The sequence below is a fragment of the Janthinobacterium sp. 64 genome (assembly GCF_002813325.1).
Lineage (GTDB): Bacteria > Pseudomonadota > Gammaproteobacteria > Burkholderiales > Burkholderiaceae_D > Janthinobacterium.
This window is the reverse complement of record NZ_PHUG01000001.1, coordinates 889110-912991: the sequence shown is the minus strand read 5'-3', so window position 1 is coordinate 912991 and position 23882 is coordinate 889110. Positions and strand designations below refer to the sequence as shown.

15 protein-coding genes are annotated in these 23882 nt (G+C 66.6%); 2 read left to right on the top strand and 13 right to left on the bottom strand.

Annotation, left to right across the window (positions count from 1 at the left end; genetic code table 11):
* Window positions 1–5: 5 nt before the first annotated feature.
* Window positions 6–1511 carry an anion permease gene (locus CLU91_RS03905; RefSeq protein WP_100873080.1) on the top strand — a complete coding sequence of 502 codons (1506 nt, stop codon included), beginning with the start codon at window positions 6–8 and terminating at the stop codon, window positions 1509–1511.
* A gap of 13 nt (window positions 1512–1524) precedes the next feature.
* Here the strand turns inward: CLU91_RS03905 and CLU91_RS03900 are convergent, their stop codons facing one another.
* From CLU91_RS03900 to CLU91_RS03870, 7 genes are all read right to left on the bottom strand, one after another.
* Window positions 1525–4065 (bottom strand): EAL domain-containing protein, encoded by a 2541-nt coding sequence (locus tag CLU91_RS03900; protein WP_100873079.1) that lies wholly within the window; start codon window positions 4063–4065, stop codon window positions 1525–1527.
* Window positions 4062–7727 carry a response regulator gene (locus CLU91_RS03895; RefSeq protein ID WP_157814578.1) on the bottom strand — a complete coding sequence of 1222 codons (3666 nt, stop codon included), beginning with the start codon at window positions 7725–7727 and terminating at the stop codon, window positions 4062–4064. The genes CLU91_RS03900 and CLU91_RS03895 overlap by 4 nt, the downstream gene beginning before the upstream one ends.
* 25 nt (window positions 7728–7752) lie before the next feature.
* Window positions 7753–8922, bottom strand: coding sequence for an ABC transporter substrate-binding protein (locus tag CLU91_RS03890; RefSeq protein ID WP_100873077.1), 1170 nt, complete (start codon window positions 8920–8922; stop codon window positions 7753–7755).
* Between the two features lie 109 nt (window positions 8923–9031).
* Window positions 9032–10039 (bottom strand): NADP-dependent oxidoreductase, encoded by a 1008-nt coding sequence (locus CLU91_RS03885; protein ID WP_100873076.1) that lies wholly within the window; start codon window positions 10037–10039, stop codon window positions 9032–9034.
* 37 nt (window positions 10040–10076) lie between these two features.
* Window positions 10077–10886 carry an oxidoreductase gene (locus CLU91_RS03880; protein ID WP_100873075.1) on the bottom strand — a complete coding sequence of 270 codons (810 nt, stop codon included), beginning with the start codon at window positions 10884–10886 and terminating at the stop codon, window positions 10077–10079.
* A 96-nt stretch (window positions 10887–10982) separates the two neighbouring features.
* Window positions 10983–11588: a TetR/AcrR family transcriptional regulator gene (locus CLU91_RS03875; RefSeq protein WP_100873074.1), complete on the bottom strand. Its 606-nt coding sequence runs from the start codon at window positions 11586–11588 to the stop codon at window positions 10983–10985.
* Between the two features lie 43 nt (window positions 11589–11631).
* On the bottom strand, window positions 11632–12516 hold the full coding sequence (locus CLU91_RS03870; protein ID WP_100873073.1) for a LysR family transcriptional regulator: 885 nt from the start codon (window positions 12514–12516) through the stop codon (window positions 11632–11634).
* Window positions 12517–12664: 148 nt separating this feature from the next.
* Here CLU91_RS03870 and CLU91_RS03865 point away from each other — a divergent pair, with 148 nt between their 5' ends.
* Window positions 12665–14044, top strand: coding sequence for an amidohydrolase family protein (locus CLU91_RS03865; protein ID WP_100873072.1), 1380 nt, complete (start codon window positions 12665–12667; stop codon window positions 14042–14044).
* A gap of 39 nt (window positions 14045–14083) precedes the next feature.
* On the opposite strand, the gene CLU91_RS03860 is transcribed toward CLU91_RS03865, so the two are convergent.
* The 6 genes from CLU91_RS03860 to CLU91_RS03835 form a co-directional block, all read right to left on the bottom strand.
* A complete protein-coding gene (locus tag CLU91_RS03860; RefSeq protein WP_100873071.1) occupies window positions 14084–16039 on the bottom strand; it encodes a cytochrome c/FTR1 family iron permease in 1956 nt (651 codons plus the stop codon).
* A 158-nt stretch (window positions 16040–16197) separates the two neighbouring features.
* Window positions 16198–16902 (bottom strand): hypothetical protein, encoded by a 705-nt coding sequence (locus tag CLU91_RS03855; RefSeq protein ID WP_100873070.1) that lies wholly within the window; start codon window positions 16900–16902, stop codon window positions 16198–16200.
* A gap of 96 nt (window positions 16903–16998) precedes the next feature.
* Entirely contained in the window at window positions 16999–18033 is a 1035-nt protein-coding gene (locus CLU91_RS03850) for a zinc-dependent alcohol dehydrogenase (protein WP_198521432.1), read from the bottom strand.
* A 228-nt stretch (window positions 18034–18261) separates the two neighbouring features.
* Window positions 18262–20697: a glycosyltransferase gene (locus CLU91_RS03845; protein ID WP_100873068.1), complete on the bottom strand. Its 2436-nt coding sequence runs from the start codon at window positions 20695–20697 to the stop codon at window positions 18262–18264.
* Window positions 20694–21923: a TIGR04063 family PEP-CTERM/XrtA system glycosyltransferase gene (locus tag CLU91_RS03840; RefSeq protein ID WP_100873067.1), complete on the bottom strand. Its 1230-nt coding sequence runs from the start codon at window positions 21921–21923 to the stop codon at window positions 20694–20696. Before CLU91_RS03840 ends, CLU91_RS03845 begins: the two co-directional genes overlap by 4 nt.
* Before the next feature lie 4 nt (window positions 21924–21927).
* On the bottom strand, window positions 21928–23880 hold the full coding sequence (locus CLU91_RS03835) for an XrtA/PEP-CTERM system amidotransferase (RefSeq protein WP_100873066.1): 1953 nt from the start codon (window positions 23878–23880) through the stop codon (window positions 21928–21930).
* Window positions 23881–23882 lie beyond the last annotated feature (2 nt).

The window sequence follows — 23882 nt, the reverse complement described above, 5'->3', positions numbered from 1 at the left end:
TAAAGATGTATAAAACAGTGCGCGACATGTTCCTGCATTTCAAGGAAGCCGTCCCATTCCGCCTCGTTCCCGCCCTGATCTGCACGGCCTTGCTGGTGAGCATGCTATTGCTGCCGGCGCCCGATGGCTTGACGCCCAAGGCCTGGGGCCTGGTGGCGATCTTCCTCACCACGATTCTGGCGATTATCCTGAAAGTCATGCCCATCGGCGTGATGGCCATGATGGCTATCGTCATCGTGTCATTGTCGCAAGTGACGTCGACCTCGTCCAAGGGCGCCATCACGGATGCGCTCAGCAGTTTTTCGAATCCCCTGATCTGGCTGATCGTCGTGGCGATTCTGATATCGCGCGGCCTGAAAAAGACGGGGCTGGGCAGCCGCATCGGCCTGCTGTTCATCTCCCTGCTGGGCAAGCGCACCATGGGCATCGGCTATGGCCTGGCGATTTGCGAACTGGTGCTGGCGCCATTTACGCCGAGTAACACCGCGCGTGGCGGCGGCATTGTCCACCCCGTCATGAAATCGATCGCCAATGCCTTCGATTCGGACCCGGCCAAGGGCACGGAAGGTAAAGTGGGCACGTATCTGGCCCTCGTCAACTACCACGCCAACCCGATCACGTCGGCCATGTTCCTCACGGCCACGGCACCGAATCCGCTGGTGGTCGATTTCGTGGCCAAGGCCAGCGGCCAGAGTTTCCACCTGACGTGGACCACCTGGGCCCTGTGCATGCTGCTGCCGGGCCTGGTCTGCCTGTTGGTGATGCCGCTGATTATCTACTGGCTGTCGCCGCCGGAACTGAAAGCCACGCCCGATGCCGTCACCTACGCCAAGGCGGAGCTGAAAAGCATGGGACCGCTGTCGCCGTCGGAAAAAGTCATGCTGGGCACCTTCGCCCTGTTGCTGCTGCTGTGGGCCAATGTGCCCGCCATGCTGTTCGGTCCGGCGTTTTCGCTCGATGCGACGGTGGTGGCCTTCGTCGGCTTGTTCGTGCTGATCATTACGGGCACCATCGACTGGGACGACGTGCTGTCCGAAAAGAGCGCCTGGGATACCCTGGTGTGGTTCGGCGCGCTCGTCATGATGGCCGAGCAGTTGAACAAGACGGGCGTGATCGCCTGGTTCTCGGCCGGCATGAAGGCGGCCATCGTCGCCAGCGGCATGGACTGGCTGCCGATCGCCGGCGTGCTGGTGCTGGTGTTTGTCTTTTCACATTACTTCTTCGCCAGCACGACGGCCCACATCAGCGCCATGCTGCTGGCCTTCCTGACGGTGGGCCTGCACCTGATTCCCGCCCAATACCACGTGCCGTTCATGCTGATGATGACGGCTGGCTCGGCCATCATGATGACCCTGACCCACTACGCCACGGGCACCTCGCCCATCATCTTCGGCAGCGGCTTCGTGACGATGGGTAACTGGTGGAGAGTCGGCTTCATCATGTGCGTGGTGGAACTGCTGATCTTTGCCGTCGTTGGCACGACCTGGTGGAAGGTGCTCGGCTACTGGTAAGTGGCGAGGGCGGCTAGGCGGCACGGTTGCTGATCTCGATGCCAAGGGGACTGCGTGGCGGCCGTTGCACGCCAGATTCGAAACGCAGGAACGCTTCCAGCAAGTGCTCTTTCAGCAGGGTTTCGTCCCACGGCTTGGTGATGAACTTGTACACCGAGCCTTCGTTGATGGCCGCCGTGACCGAATGCAGCTCAGGATAGCCGGACAGCATCACGCGCACGATCTCCGGGTAGACGCCCTTGATGCGGCGCAATAGCTCGTTGCCGGACATGCCCGGCATGCGCGCATCCGTGAGGATCACGCCCACCGCATGGGCCGCCACCAGTTCCAGCGCTGCCTGCGGATTGGTGGTGCTGAGTATCTGGTAGCCCTCCTTGCGCAGCGAGCGGCGCAGGGCGGACAGGATATGCTCCTCGTCGTCCACCAGCAGCAGCACGCGCTGCGGCGCCACGGCATGGCAGCTCTCGGGCGGCAAATGGGTGCCGGCAAGCAACATCAGATCCATCTCGGCGCCGGGCAGGGGGCGGCTGAAGTAATAGCCTTGCATGGCGTCGCAGTGATTGGTATTGAGAAACCCCAATTGTTCCTCCGTTTCCACGCCCTCGGCCACCGTCGTCAGGTGCAGCGACTTGGCCATGGCGATGATGGAGCGGGTCAGCGAAGCGCCGTCCACGCTGTCGCTCACGTCGCGGATGAACGATTGATCGATTTTCACCACGTCGATGGGGAATTGCTTGAGATAGGACAAGCTGGAATAGCCGGTGCCGAAGTCGTCCAGCGCCAGGGTGACGCCGATTTCCTTCAACTGTTCCAGCGCCCGCACCACCAGGTCGCGGTTTTGCATCAGCACGCTCTCCGTCAGTTCCAGTTCCAGGCAGTGGGCCGGCAGGCTGCTGTCGGCCAGCACTGCGCGCACCAGTTGCGGCATGTCGACCTGGCGGAACTGGCGCGCCGAGACGTTGACGGCCATCGTCAGGTGCGCAAAGCCGTAGGCATGCCAGACGCCCAGCTGCGCGCAGGCCGTGCGCAGCACCCATTCGCCGATGGCAATGATCATGCCCGTTTCCTCGGCCAGGGGAATGAAGCGGTCCGGCGGCACCAGGCCGATGCCGGGCCGGCGCCAGCGCAGCAGCGCTTCCATGCCATAGATTTGTCCAGTGACAAGGTTGACCTTGGGCTGGTAGTGCAATTCCAGCTCGCCCTGCGCCAGCGCCTGGTGCAAGGCGTGTTCGATCTCGGCCCGCTCTTCCACCAGCACGCCCATCTTGTGGTTGTAGAACTGGCAAGCGTTGCGGCCCTTGTCCTTGGCGCTGTACAGGGCCGCATCGGCCGTCTTGAGCAGCGTGTCGGCGCTGTCGCCGTCGGAGGGAAACACGCTGGCGCCGATGCTGGTGCTGACGTGCAGGGTATGTTCGCCCAGCAAAAAGGGCTCGGCGAACACCGCCAGCACTTTTTGCACGATCTGTTCGGCCGTGTCGATGTCGGGCAAGTCCGTCAGCAGGATGACGAATTCGTCGCCGCCCTGGCGGGCCACGGTGTCGCCTTCGCGCACCGCGTGCTGCAGCCGCCGCGCCACTTCCTGCAGCAGCGCGTCGCCCACCGGGTGGCCGTAGCTGTCGTTGACGAACTTGAAACGGTCGAGGTCCAGCATCAGCGTGGCCAGGTGCAAACGGGTGCGGCGGGCATGGGCGATGGCCTGGCCGATGCGGTCGTTCAGCAGCTGGCGGTTGGGCAAGTCCGTCAGCGCATCATGGTTGGCCAGGTATTCGATGCGCCATTCCTGCCGCTTGCGCTCCGTGATGTCCTGCATCGTACCGCGCATCAGCAGCACCTGCCGGCCTTCGCGGACGGCCTCGGCCTGGTGGAAGACGACGCACTCGCCGCCGCCCGGTTGCAGCACCTTGTGTTCCAGGCCGTAGCTCGTGCCGCTGGCATGCAGTTCCATGAAGGCATCGAGCAGCAGGGGGCGCTGGTCTTCCGGCAGGCATTGCAGCAGGCGTTCGAAGCTGGTGGGGCCGGAACCGGCATCCAGGCCCAGGATGCGCAGCAGTTCCGGCGACCAATAGCCGTCGCCATCGGCAAGCCGGTATTCCCAGTTGCCCAGCCGGGCCAGCGCCTGCGCGTGGCTGAGGCTTGCCTGGATGCGATTGAGCTCGGTCAGCGCGCTGCTGGCGCGCAGCAGGTAGCGCAGACGGTGCGCCAGCAAGCGCCATTGCATCGGCTTGGAGATGAAATCGCTGGCGCCCGCTTCGAGCGCCTGCTTGATGGAATCATCGTCATCGTTGCCGGTCAGCACGACGATGGGCACGTGCGCGCCGCCGGGCAACCGGCGCAGCTGGGCGCAGCATTCGAAGCCGCTCATGCCGGGCATGGCGACGTCGAGCAGGATCAGGTCGGGCACGCCGCGCTGGAAGGCGGCCAGCGCTTCCAGGCCGCTGGCCGCTTCCTCGATGCGGAAGCCTTCCGGCTCCAGTGCTTCCGTCACCAGGAAGCGCGTCATGGTGTCGTCATCGACTACCAGGACCCGTGCTTGCGGGGGCAGTGCGGTATTCATATGGCTTCCTTTTCAATGGCCAGGGCGGCGAGGACACGGTCGAGTTCTTGCTGGATGCCGCGGATATGCTGCAGTGCGCTGGCGACGTCATTGCCGCGCGCGTATTGTTCGATTTCACGGCAGGTGGCCGACAAGCCCAGCGCGCCCACGTTGGCGCAGCTGGACTTGAGCGTATGCGCGGCCAGCTGCAGCGCCGCGGCATCGCTGGCTTCGGCGGCCACTTCCAGCTGGCCCAGCAGGCGCGGCGCGTCGCTGTAGAACAGCTCGATGATGCGCCCCAGCACGTCGGGACGGCCGGGGCGGCGCATGGCGCGCAGGTTTTGCAGGGCAGCCGCGTCGAGGATGGCAGCCGTTTCGGCCGGCGCCTGCTGGACGGCCTGCACCGTCACTGCCGGCGTCTGCGCTGCAGCCGGCGCGGCGGACGCCGGGCGCCAGCGGGCCAGCACGGCCAGCAGGGCGGCGCGCGTGTACGGCTTGGCCAGGTAGTCGTCCATGCCCGCGTCCAGGCACAGTTCGCGGTCGCCCAGGATGGCATTGGCCGTCAGGGCAATGATGGGCGTGCGGCTGCGGCCTTGCTCGTTTTCCATGCGGCGCAAGCGCCGCGTCGCTTCGAAGCCGTCCATTTCGGGCATCTGGCAATCCATCAGGATCACGTCGAACGGGGAGCGCTCCCACAGGGCCAGCGCGCGCCGCCCGTTGTCGGCCGGCGTGGCGTCGTAGCCGCTATCTTCCAGCATCGCCAGGGCGATTTCCTGGTTGATCGCATTGTCTTCCACCAGCAGCATGCGCAGCGGCGCCTGGCCCGGGTCCGCGCCTGCGGTATCGGGCGCGGCGGGCAGGGCCGGCATGGCAGGCAGCGTGGGCGCCAGGGTGCCGAAGCCGCCGATGGCTTCGATGCAGTGGCGCAGTTCCAGCGCCCGCACGGGCTTGGTCAGGCAGTATGCCACGCCCAGCGCCGTCACCTGGCGCAGCTCGGCCGAGGCGTCCAGCGAACTGAGCATGATGATTTTCAGGGCGCTCATGCGCGTGTCGGCCTTGATCGCGCGCACCAGCTCGGCGCCATCCATGACGGGCATGCGCATGTCGATGATGGCCAGGTCGAATGGGCGCCCGCTGCGCAGCGCGCCTTGCAGCAGGCCCAGCGCCTCGGCGCCGTCGGCGGCACTGGAGGCGGCCATCTGCCACTCGATGGCGTGCTGCAGCAGGATGCTGCGGTTGGTGGCATGGTCGTCCACGATCAGCACGTGCAAGGCATCGAGCGCCACGCGCGGCGCCGGCACCGGCGGCGCGTCCTCTGGCGCCACCGTGCCCACGGCGACGGTGACGGCAAAGCTGGACCCCTGGCCTGCCACGGATTTCAGCACGATGTTGCCACCCATCATCTCCGCCAGCTGCTTGATGATGGCCAGGCCCAGTCCCGTGCCGCCGTATTTGCGCGAAGTGGTGCTGTCGGCCTGGCGGAAGGGCTGGAAGACGGCCGCCGCCGCTTCCGGCGCCATGCCGATGCCCGTGTCGCGCACTTCCAGGCGCAGCTGGCCGGCGGCGGGGCAGCTGACATCGACGGAAATCTCACCCCGTTCGGTGAACTTGGTGGCGTTGTTGAGCAGGTTGGTGAGGATCTGGCGCAGGCGCACGGGGTCGCCGCGCACGTGCTGCGGCACGTCGGAGGCGATGCGGCAGGTAAATTCGATGGCCTTGCGCTGGATGCCGTTGGCAAACAGGGCCACGACATCGTCGATCACCTGGCGCAGGTCGAAGCAGATGTGTTCGAGCACCAGCTTGCCCGCCTCGATCTTGGAAAAGTCGAGGATGTCGTCGATGATGCTCAGCAAACTTTCGCCGGAGCGGTGCACCGTGTGCACGAAACGCTGCTGCTTGGGACTCAGTTCTGTACGCTGCAGCAATTCCGTCATGCCCAGCACGCCATTCATCGGCGTGCGGATTTCGTGGCTCATCTTGGCCAGAAATTCCGATTTGGCGCGGTTCGCAGCGTCGGCCTCGGCCTTGGCCTGCGTGAGCGCCTGGTCGCGCTGTTCCACGTGTTCGAGCATGCCGTTGAAGCCCGTGATCAGCTGCCCCAGTTCATCGCTGCCGTGCTGCGCCACGCGCACCGACAGCGCCTTGCCGTCGCGGATATGCGCGATGGCCCAGGACAGGCGCGCCAGCGGCCTGGCGATGGACGCGCTGATCAGGCCGGTGATGGCCACGCAGGCCAGCAGCAGCACCAGCGCGATGCCGAGGATCAGCACGAAGGCATGACGCACGCCATCGCGCACGGTGGCCACCGCATCCTGCTGCCGGCCCGTGATGCGCGCCACTTGCTGTGCGGAATAGGCGGCCTGTTCGCGCTCGAAGGCGCGCACGTGGTCGATGACCTCGTCCAGCGCCTTTTCGCTGTCGAGCACCTGGCCCTTGGCTTGCACCAGCCGCAGTCCCGCACGCTCGACCGCGTCCAGGTAAGTGTTGACGCTGCGCGTTTCGGCCAGCAAACCCAGCTGGCCTATGCTTTGCAGCAGGGTCTGCATGGCGCCCATGTCGCGGTGCAGGGCGCCGATGTGCAGCGCGATATCGTCGCCCAGGCGCATGACGTCGCGCGCGGCCGTGGCGAGCATGACTTCGCCCACGTCGATGCTGATGGCATCGACGGCCAGGTTGATTTCGCCGCTGGCATCTTCGATGCGGGCCGAGGTGCGCATATAGCGGTTGGCCTGCGCCAGGCGGTCGCGTCCGATGGCCAGTTGCAATTCGATGGGATCGAGTTCCTCGGCCAGGCGCAGGTGGGCGCTGGCCAGGGTGGCGCTGACTTGTCCCTTGAGCGCCGCATATTGCGTCTGCTGCGCCGTGCTGGCGCCGCCTTCGGCCAGCAAGCCGGCGCGCAAGGCCAGCAAGCCGGCAGCGGGATCGAGCATCTGGCGCGCCGTGGCCAGCAGCTTTTCCCGCAGCGCCTGCTGGGCCGGGCTGATGTCGCGCTCGCCGCTTCCCGCCAGATGCGCGACGGCCGCCGTCAGCCGTTCGCGCAAGGGGGCGATGCGGAAACGGTTCTTCACGGCCTCCGTTTCGGCCAGCGCAATCTGCATGTCGAGGATGCTCTTGCGCAAGTCGGTCAGGTAGCGCGCGTTCTCGTTCAGGCGCTGGCTTTGCAGCTGCACCTCGGCGGCCGTGGCCTGGGCCTGGCTGTCGACCAGGCGGATCTTGCCGCGCGCCCCCTTGGCGGCGGCCTTGATCTGCGCCAGCACTTGCCGCATCTGCGTCGCCTGCGCCTTGTAATAGGCTTCGTTTTCCAGGCGCTTGCGCACGGCGACGCGCATGCGCTGGAATTCCTGTTCGAAGGCTGCGTGATAGCGGGGCGTTTGCGACTCGCCATGGCGCCGCAATTGCTGGCTGATGCTCTCGGCGGCCTGAATATTGGCGACGATCTTGTTCGATACCTGCTCCAGTTGCGCCAGGTCTTCCGCCTTGCCCAGCTCGAAAAAGTCCGAGGCCATATCCTGCACGGTATAGCGCAGGCGCAACACGTCCGTGTACAGCGGTACCGTCTCGTCGGTCAAGCCGTGCACATGGGTTTCGATGCCCTTCACCAGCAGCAGGCCGGTCGCCGCCATGGCTGCCACGCCCGCCAGCAGGACGGCGCTACTGACGATCAGCTTGGTCTTGATTTTCACGCCATGCTCCAGGGCAGGGTGCGCATCACTTCGCGCCAGGCGCCAGGTCGGCCGCAACGATCTTGCCGTCGGCGATGCGGGTCAGGAAAACGGCCGTCGACGCCTGGTGATTGTCGGGCCGCAGCGTCACCCGCAAGCCGCCCAGATCGAGCCGGTCGAACGTTTCGAAGCTCCGGACCAGGCGCTCGCGCGTGAGGTCCGCGCCCGCGCGGCGCAGCGCCGCCACCATCAGCGTGGCCGAGATGCAGCCCTCGAAACTGACGAACGACAGCCTGGCCGCCGGCACATGTTTGGCCAGCAGGCCGGCGCATTCGGCGGCGATGGGCAGCGTGCGTTCCCCGGGCAGGGGCACCACCTGCGAGATCAGGATGTTGTTGCCGTCCGTGCCCAGCAGTTGCAGCAGGCTGTCCGTGCCGACAAAGGACACCGTGGCCAGCGCCGCTTTCAGCCCGGCCTCGCGTGCTTCGCGCACGAATGCCGCCACCGGGGTGTAGGGGCCGGCCATGATGACCGCCTGCAAGTCGTGCCCGATCAGGGCCGCCAGTCCCGCCTTGACGGCCGTGGTGCCGCGCTGGAATGAACCCTTGGCGACGAGTTCCATGCCGCGCCGTTGCAGGGCGCCCACGGTGCCGTCGAGCACGGCATTGCCGAAACCGTCGTCCTGGTACAGCACACCGAAGCGCTTGACGCCGCGGCTGACAAAATACTGCACCAGGGCATCGGACTCATCGTCATAACTGGCGCGGAAGTTGATGATTTCATGCACCACGGGGCGGCGCAAGGTCATCGCGCCCGTAAACGCGCCCACCAGCGGCACCCGCATTTCCTGGACGATCGGGATGACGGCGTTGGTGGTGGGCGTGCCCACGTTGCCGAACAGGGCAAATACCTGTTTTTCCTCGACCAGCCTGAGTGTTTCGCTGATGGCGCGGTCCGGATCGTAGCCGTCGTCGGCGACCACCAGCTCGATGCTGCGGCCATGGATGCCGCCGCGCTGGTTGGCTTCCTGGAACACGGCCGTCGCGCCGTCGAGCATGGCTTTTCCCAGCCCCGAGGCCGCCCCGGTCTGGGCATTGACCATGCCGAGCCGGATCTGCGTATCGCTTACGCCCGGTTCGGCGGCATGCACTACGCCGGCCGCGACGGTGATAGCGAACCAGCAGCATTCCGGAAAAAAGCGCGGAAAAAAGCGCATGAGCTACCTTTATTGAGGTTGACCGGTATCAACAGGTACGGGGTTGACAATGAGTATGGAGGAAATTGCCAACGCAAAACTCACACATAGTCACAGTTCCAAAGGCGACTCAGGGAACGGGCATCCGCACCACCACCTTGCCCCGTGCGCGGCCCTGCGCCAGGTAGGCCAGCGCCTGTTTCGCCTCAAGAAAAGGAAACACCCGGTCGATGACGGGCCGGATGCTTCCCGCGTCGAGCAAAGCGGCGATCTGCGCCAGCTGGCTGCCGTCGGGACGCACGAAGTGGAAGGCATAGCTGGCGCCGCGCCGCCGCGCCAGGCCGATGATCTTACGGCTGAGCAAAGCGAACACCAGTTTCAGCACCACGTGCATGCCGCGCGCGCGGGCAAAGGCGGCGTCCGGCGGACCGACCAGCGAGACGACGCGGCTGCCGGTCTTGACGATGCGCATGGCCTTTTCCAGGCCGTCGCCGCGCAGCGTGCCCAGCACGGCGTCGTAGTCGCGCAGCACGTCTTCGAACGGCTGTTGCTTGTAGTCGATGACTTCGTCGGCGCCCAGGCTGCGCACCAGTTCCACGTTCGCCGTGCTGGTGGTGGTGCCCACGCGGGCGCCCAGGTGCCTGGCCAACTGGATGGCGAACGTGCCGATGCCGCCGGAACCGGCCGGGATGAACACTTTCTGCCCCGGCTGCAGCTGCATGCGTTCCTGCATGGCTTGCCACGCCGTCAAGCCCACCATCGGTATCGACGCCGCCTGCACGAAATCGAGGTTGGCCGGTTTCAGCGCGGCCGCCTGCTCCGGCACGACGGCAAATTCGGCCAGGCTGCCGTATGGCGTGTCGAAAATGCTCGCATACACGGCGTCGCCTACTGTAAAACGCGTGACACCGCTGCCGACTTCCACCACCACGCCGGCCAAGTCGCTGCCCATGGTGGCCGGCAAGCGCGTTTTCAAGATAGGCTTGAAGTCGCCCTTGGGAATCAGGTTGTCGATGGGGTTCAGGCCCACGGCGTGCACCCGCACCAGCAGTTCGCCGGGGCCGGGCGTGGGGCGGGGCAGTTCGGCAAACGCCACGTGATCGGGGCTGCCGTATTTTGTCAATTGCAATGCTTGCATGCTGTTCTCTTTGTCAGGTTGAATGAAATGCCCGCGTTCACGCCAGGCGCAGATCCTTGCGCAAGCCTGCGTCCAGCAGCGCGGCGGGCAGGAAACGGCGCATCAGGCGCAGGCGCGCCGCCAGCGGACCGGCCGTGTAGCGCAATTTCGGCCGGCTTGCCTGCGCCGCCGCCAATACCGTGTCGGCCACGATGGCCGGGTCATCGGCACCGGCCATCAGCGCTTGCAGCCGCCTGGTGACGGCCGCGCTCACTTGCCGGTAGGCGGACAGCGGCGTATCGGGCGCCAGCAGGTTGGCTTCGAACGTGGTTTTCGTATAGGCCGGCTCGATGACGCTGGCGCGGATGCCCCAGCCGCGCACTTCATGGTCGAGCGATTCAGTGTAGCCCTCGATCGCGTGCTTGGTGGCGGAATACAGCGCGCCGTAAGGCATGGGCAAGAAGCCCACGACGGAACCGATATTGAGGATGCGTCCGCCACCCTGGGCCCGCATGTGCGGCAGCACGGCCAGGGTCATGCGCAGCACGCCATAGAAATTCGTGTCGAAGATGGCTTGCGCCTGCGCGATGGAACTTTCTTCGGCGCCGGCCGGGGCCACGCCGAAACCGGCGTTATTCACCAGCAGGTCGATGCGGCCCTCGCGCTGTATCACCTCTGCTACAAAGGCAGCGACGGACTCCTCGCTGGTGACGTCGAGCGCCAGCATGGCGTATTGCTGGCCTGGGAGCTGCGCGCCGCGGCGGCTGGTGCCGTACACCGTGTAGCCCGCTTGCGCCAGGCGCCGGGCCGTGGCCGCGCCGATGCCGGACGAGGCGCCGGTGACCAGGGCAATCTTGTTGTTCTTCATGGCAGTCCTTCAGTGGTTGATAGTATGAAATATGATGATCGTCATATTGTTGCTTCAAAAAAAACCCGGGACGGTTCAAGGCCCCGGGCGCTGCGGCTAGTCTGATGCTTTAAACTGCGCCAGCGTGGCCGCGCACAGCGCGTCCGACAGGGCCGGTTCGTCCACGGCGCGCGCCAGGATGGTGGTGCCGATCATGGCGCACACCGTCGCCATGGCTTGCGCGTGCGCTTCGGGCTGGCCCCAGTTCGGCATCTGGCGCGCGAACAGGTCGATCATTTCCTTGATGTGGATGGTGGCGGCGCGCCGCACCTCGGGCGCCTGGCGCGGCATTTCCGAACCCAGCGCCGAGACGGGACAGCCTACCTCGATGGCGGCGATGTGTTCGGGCGACAGATACGCGGCCAGCATGGCCTGCAGCGCCTGGCCAGGCGGGGCGGCGGCGGCCACCCTGGCCGCCAGCGCCACCGCTTCGGCGCCCGCGCGGTCGCCCGCTTCGGCCAGCAGCGCGTCGCGCGAAGCGAAGTGGGCGTAAAAGCCGCCGTGCGTCAGGCCCGCTTCCTTCATGATGTCGGCCACGCCCGTGCCCGCATAACCGCTGCGGCGGATGGCGCGCGTGGCCACCTCGACGATGCGTTCGTGGGTGGCTTCCTTGCGGCTTTGCGCCGACGCTTTTTTGGATGAGTTCTGCATGACGGTCATCATATCTCAATTTTCAGCAGCGTGCACGCGTGATGCGCGGGGCAACTCAGAACAGCCCGGCCGTCCAGTCGGTGAACGCCCGCATCGCCGGCGAGAGAAAGCGCTGATGCGGGTAGAGCAGCGATACGGGCACGGGCGCCGGCCGCTTGTCGGCCAGCACCTCGACCAGTTCCCCGGCCTGCAGCTGGCCGCTTATGAGGATCTCGGCCAGCTGCATCAAGCCGTGGCCGGCCAGGCCCAGCTCGATGTACAGCCCCGTCTCGTTGACGGCGACCGTGCCGGGGAGGGGCACGGCGACGTTGACGCCCGCGTCGATGAAATGCAGCTCGCTGCCGCGCCGCGGCGTGCTGGAAAAGTAGTGGACGGCACGGTGTCCCGGCAAATCAGCGAGGCTTGCGGGAACGCCGTGTTCGGCCAGGTAGGACGGCGCCGCACAGGTGATCCAGCGCAGCTCGCCCAGGCGGCGCGCGACCAGCGTCGAGTCTTCCAGGCTGCCGGTGCGGATGACGCAATCGACGCCTTCCTGTATCAAGTCCACCTGGCGGTCATTGACCCTGATCATCAGGTAGATGTCCGGGTAGCGCCGCTGGAATTGCGCCAGCTGGGGCAGGATCACGGCATGGGCGATGCCGCCAGGCATATCGACGCGCAAGCGTCCCTGCGGGCGCTCGCTGGAGCCTTGCAGGCCCGCTTCGGTGTCGGCGATCAGGTCGAGGATCTCGCGGCAACGGTGAAAGTAGCGCTCGCCTTCCGGTGTCAGGCTGAGGTTTCTGGTGGAACGGTTGAGCAGGCGCGTCTGCAAGTGCTTTTCCAGCCGCTTGATGATGCCCGTGACCGATGACGCGGGCAAGCCCAGGGTTTCTGCCGCGCGCACGAAACTCTTGCTCTCGACCACGCGGAGAAATACCTGCATTGCTTGTACGCGGTCCATGTCTTGTCTTCGTTGCAGTAGGGGAAACGGCACTATAACCCAACATTGTTCGGATTTTCCGCATGCTGAAAACGCGGGGCGCCACTTTTTCCCCGTGCTTGCCTGCCCTAGACTGCGTGCAATCCGTTAACCACCGCAGGAATCAAGCATGTTTGAACAAGCCTCTCCATTGCTGGCTCCGCTGGCCCCGGCCCCGCACAAGATGCTGATCAAAGACGCCACCATCATCAGCATGGATGGCAAGGTCGGCAATGTACCCAGGGGCGATATCCTGATTGCCGACGGCGTCATCGCCGCCATCGGCCAGAACCTGCAAGCCGACGGCGCCGAAGTAATCGATGCCGCGCAGATGATCGCCATTCCGGGCATGGTCGATACCCACCGCCACTCCTGGGAAGGCCAACTGCGCCGCATCAACCCGAATGCGGCAACGCTCGAGGACTATTGCAACGCCACGCATTTCTCGTTTGCCAAATACTACCGGCCGCGCGACATTTACGTGGGCAATTTGCTCACGGCCCTGGGCTGCATCGATGCCGGCATCACGACCGTGATCGACAATTCCCACAACAGCCGCACGGCGGCGCATTCCGACGCGGCGGTCGAAGCGCTGCGCGATGCGGGCATCCGCGCCGTGCACGCCTCGGGGGCGCCCGTCTCGGGTGACTGGGACAAGGCGCATTGGCCGGGCAACCTGGCGCGCTTGCAGGCCAGGTATTTTACGAATCCCGACAGCCTGGTGACGCTGGCCATGATGGCGCAGCTGGACCCGGCGCAGTGGGCCGTCGCGCGGGCACTGGGCATTCCCATCGTGACCGAGTTTTTTGGCGGCGGCATGGCGGCCGAACTGGAAAGCTTGCACCGGCAGGGGCTGCTCGGCAGCGACAATATCTTCAATCACTGCACTTGTCTGCCGGAATCGGGCTGGGGCATCTTGCGCGAGGCGGGCGTGCGCGTCAACGTATGCCCGCGTTCGGATGCCCACTACGGCATCGAAGATGGCATGAACGCCTGGCAAGCGGCGCACCGGCACGGCATACGCCCCGGCCTCAGTGTCGACAACGAGACTTCGTATAGCGGCGACATGTTCATGGAAATGCGCGTGGCGTTCTACCTGCAGCGGGTAATGGGAAATTGCCAGGGGCATCGCCATGCGGCCGCGCCCACCGATGCCTTCCGCTTGCTGGAAGCCGCCACGATCGACGGCGCCGCAGTGGCGGGGCTGGAACAGCGCATCGGGAGTTTGAGGCCAGGAAAGCAGGCCGATCTGGTGCTGATACGCACCGGCGACATCAACCTTTACCCAGTCAATAACGCCATCGGTACCGTCGTGCATGCGGCTGAGCGCAGCAATATCGATACCGTCATCATTGGCGGGCGCGTGCGCAAACGGGGTGGCGTCGTGCTGGGCGTCGATCAGGCACAACTGCGCGCCGTGATCGACGAATCCTGTGGCCACCTGTTCAGTGCCGCCGGTTACCAGCCCGATCCGTTTGCCGAGTCGTTCGCGCCGATTCACCAGGCGTAGGCAGCGCCCGCTGGACGCTGCCGTGCCGCGACTGCAGGATCAGGCCGGCTTGTGCTTGCCTGCGGAAACGCGGTTCCAGCCGTAGCCGATGACGATGATGGCCACGATCGCTGCCTGCGCCAGCAGGGTTTCCAGGGTTGGCAGGATGCCCAGCAGGTCGATGCGCATGAAGTCGACGGGAGTGACGCCTACCCAGCCCGCTTCCTGCAGCGCGGCCACGCCTTTGCCCATCAAGATCACGGCCAGCACGGCCACGAAAGCGGACGTCCACGAGAAGAACTTGCCAATCGGCATGCGGGCGCTCGTGCGCAGCAAGGCCCAGGCGATCACGACCAGCAGCACGATGGCCACCAGGAAGCCGCCCAGCAGGGCGCCGCCATTGCCGTCCGCCGCCAGGGCGGAATAGAACAGCACGGTTTCAAACACTTCGCGGTAGACGGCGATGAAGGCCAGGGCGAACAGGCCCCAGGCGGAGCGCCGCGTCATGGCCGCCGTGAGTTTCTCGTGCAGGTATTCCTGCCAGCGTCCGGCGCTGCTCTTCTGGTGCATCCACAAGCCCACGCTGAGCAGGACGAGGGCGGCGAACACGGAGCCGAGTCCTTCGCTCACTTCCCGGCTGGCGCCGCTGATGGTCACCAGGTACGTTGCCGCTACCCACGTCAGGCCGCCCGCCACCAGCGCGCTGGCCCAGCCCGCATGCACGTAGGCCAGCACGTCCTTGCGCTTGGCCTTGCGCAGGAAGGCGATGATGCCGATCACGATCAGCAGCGCTTCCACGCCTTCGCGCAGCAAGATCGTCAGGGCGCCGATAAAGGTCGTCATCGGCTCGGCCTTGGCGTCGCCCAGTTCCGCTTCCACATGGGTAAACAGTTGCTGCAGCTTTTCACCGGCCGCGTCGGCGTCGGCCACCGTGCCCTTGGCCACGGCGGAACGGTAGGCCAGCATGGCGTTTTCCACGGCCAGCAGCAAGGACTTGTTGCGCGCGCCGACCATCGGCTCGATCGGCTCGAAACCGTCCAGGTAGGCCGACAGGCCCAGGCGCGTGGCGCCCGCGCGGTCGCCCGCGTGCACGGCGGCCAGGCTTTCGGCCAGGCGCAGGCGCGACAGGGCCAGGCCCGTGGGCTTGTGCGCCTCGGCCTTGTCGGCATGGCTGCGCAAGTACGCCGTCAGCGCTTTGGCCTCGTCCGCGCCCAGCTTGGCGGCCGCCGCTTCCTGCGTCACGGTCGTCACGGCGGCCAGGTCCGCGTACAGTTTCTTGGCCCGTGGATCGTCCTGCCACAGCTTTTCGCCGTGCGTGCGCGCCGCCGCGTCGTGCGACATGCCGCCCACAAAGAAGGCCAAGTCCCAGCGCTCGTTCTCGGACAGCTGGCCGAAACTGGCCATCGACGTGCCCGCCACGCCTTGCGAAATGACCTGGTACAGCGCCATCAGGCTGCGCGACTGCGCCCGCTCGCCATCCGTAAAGGCGATCGGTTTTGGTTCCAGGCTGGCCGCCAGCGGACCATCGCCGCCGCCGGCCACGCCGTGGCATGAAGCGCACTGGGCCGCATACAGGGCCGCGCCGCGCATCAGGTTCGGCAGCACTTTCGGCGCCACGGGTATCGGGTAGGCGGCGATCAGCAAGCCGTTCGCATGGTGCGCCAGGCGCTTGACTTCCACGCCGTCCGCCTTGGCCACGACGGCTTGGCGCAGGTCGGCGATGGCGGCGGCGATGGCCGCTTGCGAGGCGTGGGCGGGCAGGGCGGCGATCTGTGTCGTCGCGTTGTCCGTAAAGTCGAGCATTTCGGCGTATTCCGCTTCGCTGACCACCTTGCCGTGCTCGACGGCGCCGCTGTAATCGACGGCCACATAATCAATCAATTGCCACAATTGCTTGGCGCCGGCGCCAGGATCGGTCGCTTGCGCGTGCGCGCCACCGGCCAGCAGCATGCTGAGGCTGAGGGTTGCTGCCACGAGCGGGTAGCAAACGAGCCATTTTCGTATTTTAATGAACATGATTCTCATTCTCATTTCTTGTTAACCCGGCGACTATAGGACAGACCGTGCGGGGTGTCAACGGCGCACGGCTGCGCGTGGGCGCAAACGGCGCCGCCCTGGTCAGGCATATCGACCAGGGCGGCGTGTTTGTGGAAGGGAATGAGATAGATTGAAGGCTACTGATTCGATGCCGGTTTGGCGTACAAACCCCTGGCCAGGCTGCTGTCCGCAGCGTCGACTTGCAGGCCGCCCTTGACGACGCGCAAGGCCAGCTTCTGGAATGCCTGCCCCCTGAGCCACCTGGCGTCGGTGACGGCGAAGGCGGCGAGACGTTGCTGTGCGCGCTCGGGCGGCACGGCCAGCCACTGATAGTCGGCTTTCGAGTCCTGGCGGCGCAAGCCGGCGCGCACCCAGCGCTCCGACGCCGGCATGCGCACGATCGCGTCGCCGTTCGCCACGCTGACGGCCGTGGCCGTCTTGCCGCTGTGCGCTTCGAATTTGACTTCCACGCCGGGCATCGGCCCCACTTGGGGGAAACCGACGATGGCCACCCACAGTCCCGCTTCGGCAGGTTTCTGGATGCGCATTTCCGCTTCCTCGAACGCGCGGAACTGCGGTTCCTTGCCGCCGTTGCCCGCCACCAGGGTCACCGTGTCGCCGGCAACGCGCCACTCGCCGCTGGCTTGCTCGTCGGTATTGCCATAACTGAGCATCCATTCGAACGTGCCATCCTTTTTCAGCAGCAGTTCGGAGCCCGTTTCCATGACGCCTTGCAGGTAATAGTGCCCGGGCAAGGCGGACGCAGCCGGTTCGGCCGCGCTGGCGGGAGCGGAGCAGACGAGGGCGGCGCAGGCCAGCCAGCAAGCAAGAGAAATTTTCATCGGTGTGTCCTTTTTAGAATATGCAATTATGGCAATAAAAATATCATTGCCGTCGCACGACACACCGGCGCAGTTGGCGCGCTGCTCAGGCGTAACTCAATTGCCGCTGAAATCGAGTACCACGCGCGAGGCCACCTTGCCATGCTCCAGGCGGTGGAAGATCTCATTGATGGCCGACAGCGGCTGCAATTCGATCCCGGCCTTGACCTTGCCGGTGGCGGCAAAGGCGAGCGCCTCGGCCATGTCCTGGCGCGTGCCCACGAAAGAGCCGCGTATCGTGACGCAATTGGCAACGACGTCGAACAGCGGCGTCGGGAAGTCGCCCGGCGGCAAGCCGACCAGCACGCAGGTGCCGCGCTTGCGCGTCATCGCCACGCCTTGTTGGAAAGCATCGATCGACGGCGCCGTGATCAGCACGCCGTGCGCGCCGCCCCCGGTCGCTTCGCGCAGGGCCGCCACGGGGTCGCCCTGGCGCGCATTGATGGTCACTTCGGCACCGAGGGCGCGCGCATGCTCCAGCTTGCCTTCATCGATGTCGACGGCCGCCACGCGCAAGCCCATGGCCACCGCATATTCGATGGCCAGGTGGCCCAGGCCGCCGATGCCGGACACGGCCAGCCACTGGCCCGGCCGCGCGCCCGTTTCCTTGATGCCCTTGTAGCTGGTCACGCCGGCGCAGATGATGGGTGCAGCCTGCACGGCGGAAAGACCGGCCGGGATATGCGCGACGTAGCGCGGGTCGGCCAGGATGTATTCGGCAAAGCCGCCATTCTTGGTGTAGCCGCCGAACTGCGCCTCGGCGCATACGGTTTCCCAGGCTGCCAGGCAATGTTCGCAATGGCCGCAAGCCGAGTAGAGCCAGGGCACGCCGACCCGGTCGCCCAGCTGTACTTCGGTCACGCCCGTGCCCATGGCCACCACCAGCCCGATGCCTTCGTGGCCGGGAATGAACGGCGGTGCAGGCTTGACGGGCCAGTCGCCGCTCGCCGCATGCAAGTCCGTGTGGCACACGCCGCAAGCTTCCGTCTTGACGAGGATCTGGCCGGGACCGGGCACCGGCACGGGTACCTCGCGCAGCACCAGGGGCTGGCCCAGTTGTTCGACGACGGCGGCTTGCATGGTAGTGGGGATCATGTTATTCCTTATGAGGTTGGTCATGCGTAGTGCAGGGCGCCAGCGCTATGCCATAGTCTGGTCAACCGACACTTGCGAATGATCATATTCTGCTGCATGCGATACGAAAATTGATTGATCTACATCAATGTGTGAGCGCACGGTGCCTAAAACTTCCAGAGCAGCGACGTGCGTGCGAGAATCTCCAGCCAGACCGGCTTGCTATCCACGATCCGTGGCGTGCGCCTACGCCACCTCGCTCACCACATAGCGGTACTTGCCCGACGCTTCCGCCGCGATCTCGTCGACTTCTTCGATGGCGATGTCCACCTGCGCACCCAGCCGTGCCTGAAAACCGGTCACGATGGCGCTGCGCGTGGCGTCATCGAGGCGCGCCACGCAGACGAGCAGCACGCGCGTGCGCAGCAGGCTTTCCTGGATGATCTTAAAACTGCGCACCTGCGGCAGTTCGCGCACGATGTAGACGAGGGCCAGGCCGTGCATGACGGTGCCGTCGACGGCCGTGAGGAAATCCGTGCTGCGCCCTTCGATCTTGTGCAGCAGGGGCAAACCGCGTCCGCAGGCGCAAGGCTGCGTGCCCAGCGCGCCCACGTCGCCCGTGGCGTAGCGAATGAAGGGGTAGTCCTGCGTGGCCAGATGGGTGACGACGATCTCGCCCGTGGCACCAAAGGGCAGCGGCTGGCCCTGGCCATCGACAATTTCCACGATGATGTCTTCGGCCGTGATGTGCATGCCGCCGTTCGGGCATTCGTGGGCGATGAAACCCGCGTCGCGCCCGCCGTAGCCGTTGGCCACGGGGCAGCCGAAGGCGGCGGCGATCTGCGCGCGCTGCTCGTCGTACAGGCGCTCGGCCGTGACGAACGCCACTTTCACGCCCAGGCCGTCGAGCGGCAAGTCGCGCGCGCCGGCGTGGCTGGCGATGCGGCACAGGGCCGACGGGTAGCCGAACAGCATGCGCGGGCGCCAGCGGCGCAGTAGCTGCACGTAGCCATCGAGGCGCGCGGGCGACATGGCAAACGCGGGCAGCAGGGTGGTGCGCAGCAGCGCATCGCGCAGGCGGCGCAGGCGGTCTTGCGCCTGCAGCTCGATGGGCGAACCCCACAAGACGGCTTCGCGGTCGCCGATATCGACGCCCCACCAGCGCGTGGCGCGCCACTTGGCGGCGATGTCGTGGCTGACCCTGCGCCGCCCCAGGAAAAACTGCAGCGGCTCGCCGCTGGAGCCGCCCGTGGCGAACGGGCGCAGGCCCACGGCGCGGGCCGACTTGAAGCTGTCGCGCGCGCTAGCGATGTCGCGCTTCCTCAGCAGCGGCAGGCGCGATAAATCGGCCAGTTGCCTGACTTGCTCGGGGTCGAAACCGCTGCGGGAAAACAGCGCGCGGTAGTAGGGCACGTGATCGCCCGCGTGGCGCAGCAGTGCGCGCAGGCGCGCCAGCTGCCATTCCTGCAGCTGCTGCGCGCTCCACCACTGCGAGCGTTCCATCCGGCGCAGCAGGCGCGCGCTGTGGTGGCCCTTGAGCCATTCATGCAGGGGAAACAGCCAGCGGGCCACGCAGCGCGTGTAGGCGCCGGGGCGCGGCGCGGCGCGGATGCGGAGGTAGTGGGCGGCCAGCCTGGGCGCGACGTCGGGCCAGCCGAAGGTGGCGGCGTGCGCCAGGCCCGCGTCTGCCAGCGTTTGCGCGCGGGTCGGGTCGCGCAGCAGGGCCAGGATGGCCTGCGCCATGGCGGCCGGATCGCCGGGCGGCACCAGCAGCGCCGTCACGCCGTCCTGCAGCAGGGCCGGGATGCCGCCCACGTTGGTGCTGACGACGGGCACGCCGCAGGCCAGCGCTTCGAGCACGGAATTGGGCATGTTGTCGGCCAGGCTGGGATTGAGGACGATGTCGCTGGCCTGGTACAGGGCCGGCATGGCGGCATTGTCGACGGGGCCGGCGAAGCGCACGGCGTCGGTCACGCCGAGCGACCTGGCCAGGCGCGCCAGCGCCGCGCGCTGCGGTCCGCCGCCGGCCAGCACCAGGCGCGCCGCAGGAAAAGCCTCGCGCACGATGGCAAAGGCGCGCACGGCGCTGGCATTGTCGTACAGCGGTTCCAGGTGGCGCGCCACGAGGATGCACGGGCCAGCATCGCCAGTCGCACGCGGCGCAGCCCGTGTAAAACGCTGCAAGTCCACCACGTTCGGCACGATGTGGGCCGTATGGCCATATTGTTCAAAAATGCCGGCCAGGTAGGCCGAGGGCACGACGATGGCGCTGGCGTGGCGCAGGCTCAATGCCACCAGGCGCGGCGACCGGGCAAAAAAAGCGGCCGCTTCGCCGCCCCGGTAGTTGAGCAGGGCCGGCTTGCCTTTCAGGCTGGCGATCCACAATGCCGGCGCCGCGTACAGATGCCAGGACCAGCCGGAATTGGCCATGATGTGGAACAGGTCCACCGTATTGGCCGTGCGCCACAGGCGCCACAAGTGCACGGGCAGCCGCAGCGCCGCGCGCAGGTAGCGGATGCGCGCCAGCCAGGGCGGCAGCACGGGGCCGTTGACGGCCAGCAGCTGCACTTGCGCGCCGTCCTCGCGCAGCTTGCGCGCCAGTTGCGCCGTCTGGTTCGCCATGCCGCCGGCCGGCGGCGGCAGCGGGCCGACCAGCGCGATGCGCAAGCCCGTGAAGATCATGGCGCGCCTCCCGCCGGCCTGCGCGCCGCGGCCACGCGCGCATACACGGGCGCATAGCGGCCCACGCTGGCGCCCCAGTTGCGCTCCGTCTCGACAAACGCGCGCGCCTGGCGCCGCAGCGCCGGCCAGCTGTCGGGCGCCAGCAGCAGGTTCAATACCGCCTGTGCCAGCGCCTCGGCGTCACCGGCGCGAAACAGCATGCCCGTCTTGCCATGTTCGACCAGTTCGCGGTGGCCGCCCACGTCGGACGCCACCACGAGGCGGCCCTGCGCCATCGCCTCCAGCGGTTTCAAGGGCGTCACCAGCTCCGTCAGGCGCATGGGCAGGCGCGGATACACGCAGATGTCGACCAGCTGATAATACGCGGCCACCTGCGCATGCGGCACCCTGCCCGCGAAGACCACGGCGTGTTCCAGGCCCAGTTGCGCCGCCAGCGCGCGCAGCGCCGCGTCCTGCGGCCCGCCGCCGGCCAGCAGCAGCCGCAATGCCGGCTGCGCCGCCAGCAGGCGCGGCATGGCGCGCAGCAGCAGGGCCAGTCCCTCGTAGGCATAGAACGAGCCGATGAAGCCGATAACCAGGTGACCATGCAGGCCCAGTTTATGCGCCAGCCACAGGTCGCCGGGCGCCGTGACGCAAAAGGCGCCCGCATCGACGGCGTTCGGGATCACCGTGATTTTATGCGCGGGCACGCCGCGCGCGCACAGCTCGCGGCGCAAACCGTCGCAGATGGTGGTGACGGCGTCGGCGCGGCGCAGCGCATAGGTTTCCAGCGCCTGCGTGAGCCGGTAGCGCAAGCCGCCGGGCCGGCTGCTGCCATGGTCGGCGGCCGCGTCTTCCCAGAAGGCGCGCACTTCATAGACGACGGGGATGCCCAGCGCGCGGCCCGCATTGAGGGCGGCGATGGCATTCAGGGCGGGCGAATGCGCATGCAGGATGTCGGGCTTGAGACGTTGCGCCAGCTGGCGCAGGCGTACGGCCAGGCCGATGATGACGGCCACTTGCCGCAGCACGGGCAGGCGCGCCCACCAGCGTGCATTCGGCGCCGTGCGGTAGAAATGCCAGCCGTCGACCAGCTGCTGCGCGCTGTCGGACGGCCCCTGCTTGGCACTGGTGAGTTGCGTCGTGTGCCAGCCCAGCATCCGCTGCTGGCGCAGGATGGCCAGCGTGCGAAACGTGTAGCCGCTGTGCAGGGGCAGCGAGTGGTCGAGGATGTGCAGGATGCGCATGGATCTACTCCATGGCCATGGCTGGCGCGGGCGCCGGCGCCAGGCGGCCATCGACGGGCAGCACCTGCCGCAAAAAGGCCTCGAACATCAGCAGCGCCCACAGGGGCGCGCTGTAGTCGCGCCGCCCGCTGGCATGCTGGTCGAGCAGCAGGCGCACGTAGTCCATGTCGAACAGGCCGCATTGCGCCAGGGTGGGGCCGAGCAGGCGCTGTTGCAGGCGCTGGCGCAGCGGGCCGCGCAGCCAGTCGGCCAGCGGCACCGAAAAGCCCATCTTCTGGCGGTACAGCAGGGTGTCGGGCAGCAGCGGGCGCAGGGCTTTTTTCAGCAAATACTTGCCTTCGCCGCGCCGCAGCTTGAAGTGCGGCGGCAGGCCGGACATCCACGCCACCAGCTCATGGTCGAGCAGGGGCGAGCGCACTTCCAGCGCATGCGCCATGCTGGCCCGGTCGACTTTCGTGAGGATGTCGCCAGGCAGATAGGTTTTCAGGTCCAGATACTGCACCTGCGACAGCGGATCTTGCGCGGGGCTGGCCAGCGCGTGGCGGCGCAGCACTTCGACGGCGCGGTAGCCGTGCAGGCTGCGCCGCAGTTCGGGGCTGAACAAACGTGCGCGCATGGCGTCGCCCAGCAGGCTGACGCCGTGAAAATACGCATCCGTCGTGTCGCGCGCCAGGCCTTCGAAGGTGGTCTTGGCGCGCAGGAAGCGCGGCGCCCAGTCGGCCTTCGGATACAGCCGCCCCAGAGTGCCGAACAGCGACTGGCGCAAGCCGGCCGGCAGCAAGGGGTCCATCGCCTTGCGTACTTTTTCTTCGCGCGTGTGCAGGCGGTAGCGCCGGTAGCCGGCCAGGCTTTCATCGCCGCCGTCGCCCGACAGGGCCACCGTGACCCGCTGGCGCGCCAGCTGGCACACGCGGTAGGTGGGCATGGCGGAACTGTCGGCGAACGGCTCGTCGTACAAATTGGCCAGCAGGTCGATCAGTTCGAAGTCGTCTTGCCCGACCTGGCGCGCGTGGTGCGCCGTGGCGTAGCGGCGCGCCACGAGGTCGGCGTAGCGCGTTTCGTTGTACGCCGGGTCGCCGAACGAGATGGAGCAGGTATTGACTGGCGTGGTACTGGCCCCGGCCATCAGCGCCACGACGGCGCTCGAATCGACGCCGCCGGACAGAAAGGCGCCGAGCGGCACTTCGGCCACCATGCGGATGCGCACCGCTTCGCGCAGGCGCGCCAGCAGTTCGTCGGCCGCCTGCGCTTCGCTGGCGGGGGGATTGGGCGTAAAGGGGATGTCCCAGTACGCTTGCGGCGCGGGCAGCGGCTGGCCCGCACGTATCGACAGGGTATGCCCGGGCGGCAGCTTGCGCGCGTGCTGGAAGATGCTGCGCGGCTCGGGCACGTAGCCGTAGGCGAAATACTCTTCCACGGCCAGCGGATCGAGCACGCGCGGCATGGCCGGATGCGCAAGCAGGGCTTTGAGTTCGGAGCCGAACAGCACGGTGCCATCCTGCGCCTCGCCGTAATACAGGGGTTTGACGCCCAGGCGGTCGCGGGCCAGGAACAGCAGGTGGCGCCGGCGGTCCCACAGGGCGAAGGCGAACATGCCGCGCAGGCGCTGCACGCATTGTTCTCCCCACTGTTCCCAGGCGTGGACGATGACTTCCGTGTCGCTGCTGGTGCGGAAGCGATGGCCGAACTGGCGCAGTTCGGCCATCAGGCTGCGGTAATTGTAGATTTCGCCATTGAAGACGATGGCGATGCTGCGGTCGGCGTTGAACAGCGGCTGCTGGCCGCTGGCCAGGTCGATCACGGACAATCGCCGGTGCGCCAGGCCGAGGCCCGGCTCGCGGTGCAAGCCCCCTTCGTCCGGCCCCCGGTGGTGCAGGCTGTGGTTCATGCGCGCCAGCAGCAGCACGTCGATGTCGCGCTGGCCCTGCAAATCAAAGATGCCGCTGATGCCGCACATGG